Source organism: Rubrivivax gelatinosus, from assembly GCF_016583785.1.
Taxonomy (GTDB): Bacteria; Pseudomonadota; Gammaproteobacteria; order Burkholderiales; family Burkholderiaceae_C; genus Rubrivivax; species Rubrivivax gelatinosus_B.
In genome coordinates this window covers 1-1493 of record NZ_NRRU01000218.1, presented here as the reverse complement: position 1 = coordinate 1493, position 1493 = coordinate 1, and the positions used below count along the sequence as shown (strand labels likewise).

The 1493-nt window shown below is 67.2% G+C and carries 2 protein-coding genes; both read right to left on the bottom strand.

Annotation, left to right across the window (positions count from 1 at the left end; all coding sequences use genetic code 11):
* A partial coding sequence (locus tag CKO43_RS25460) for an NAD(P)(+) transhydrogenase (Re/Si-specific) subunit beta (protein WP_200380417.1) occupies positions 1–1274 on the bottom strand: 1274 nt, incomplete at its 3' end.
* 54 nt (positions 1275–1328) lie between these two features.
* Positions 1329–1493 (bottom strand): proton-translocating transhydrogenase family protein (locus tag CKO43_RS25455; protein WP_200380416.1); only part of this gene is annotated, 165 nt, incomplete at its 5' end.

Here is a 1493-nt window from a genome sequence, read left to right as displayed (position 1 = left end):
GCCTCCAGGATCGGCATGCCGTAGATCGCGCTGCCCTTGACGTGCGCCGCAGGGTTCACGACGTCGTTGGCGCCCAGGATGATCGCCACGTCGGCCTGGCCGAACTCGGCGTTGATGTCTTCCATCTCGAAGACCTGGTCGTACGGCACCTCGGCCTCGGCCAGCAGCACGTTCATGTGCCCCGGCATGCGGCCCGCCACCGGGTGGATGGCGTACTTCACCGTCACGCCCTTCTCCGTCAGCTTGGCCGCCAGTTCCTTCACCGCATGCTGCGCGCGCGCCACCGCCAGGCCGTAGCCCGGCACGATGATCACGGTCTCGGCGTTGCCCAGGATGAAGGCCGCGTCGTCGGCGCTGCCGCTCTTGACGCTGCGCTGTGCCTGGCCACCCGCCACCACCGTCGTGCCTTCGCCGCCGAAGCCGCCCAGGATGACGTTGAAGAACGAGCGGTTCATCGCCTTGCACATGATGTAGCTGAGGATCGCCCCCGAGCTGCCCACCAGTGAGCCAGCAATGATCAGCATGCTGTTGTTCAGCGAGAAGCCGATGCCTGCTGCCGCCCAGCCCGAATAGCTGTTCAGCATCGAGACCACCACCGGCATGTCGGCGCCGCCGATCGGGATGATCAGCAGCACGCCGAGCACGAAGGCCAGCGCGATCAGCACGATGAAGAACTCGAAGCGCTGCGTCGCCGCGAACGCGATGCCCAGGCCGATGGTCGCCAGGCCCAGCACCAGGTTCAGCCAGTGCTGGCCGGCAAATCGCACCGGCGCGCCCTGGAACAGGCGGAACTTGTACTTGCCGCTGAGCTTGCCGAAGGCGATGACCGAGCCGCTGAAGGTGATCGCGCCGATGGCCGCACCCAGGAACAGCTCGATGCGGTTGCCCACCGGGATCGGCTCGCCGGCCCCGGCGATGCCGAAAGCCTGAGGCTCGGCGACGACCGCGACCGCGATGAACACCGCCGCCAGGCCGATCATGCTGTGCATGAAGGCCACGAGCTCGGGCATCTTGGTCATCTCGACGCGCTGCGCCATCACGGCCCCGGCGCCGCCGCCGACGACGAGGCCGGCGAGCACATAGCCCAGGCCGGCGACCTGGCCGCCGGCGAGTTTGGCGATCAGCGCGACCGTGGTCAGCACCGCGATCGCCATGCCGAGCATGCCGAAGACGTTGCCGCGGATCGAGGTCGTCGGGTGCGACAGGCCCTTCAAGGCCTGGATGAAGCAGATGCTGGCGACCAGATACAGCAGGGTGACGAGGCTCGTGCTCATGCTCGTGCCCCCCGGGCCGCGAGAGCCCTCGGTTGGAACAGGTTCGGATTCATCTCACTTCTCCCCCGCAGCCTTCTTCGCGGGTTTTTTCTTGAACATCTCGAGCATGCGCCGCGTGACGAGGAAGCCACCGAAGACGTTGACCGCGCACAGCGCCACGGCGAGAACGCCCATGGTCTTGCCCAGGTCCGTCTCGGTCAGCGCCGCCGCCAGCATCGC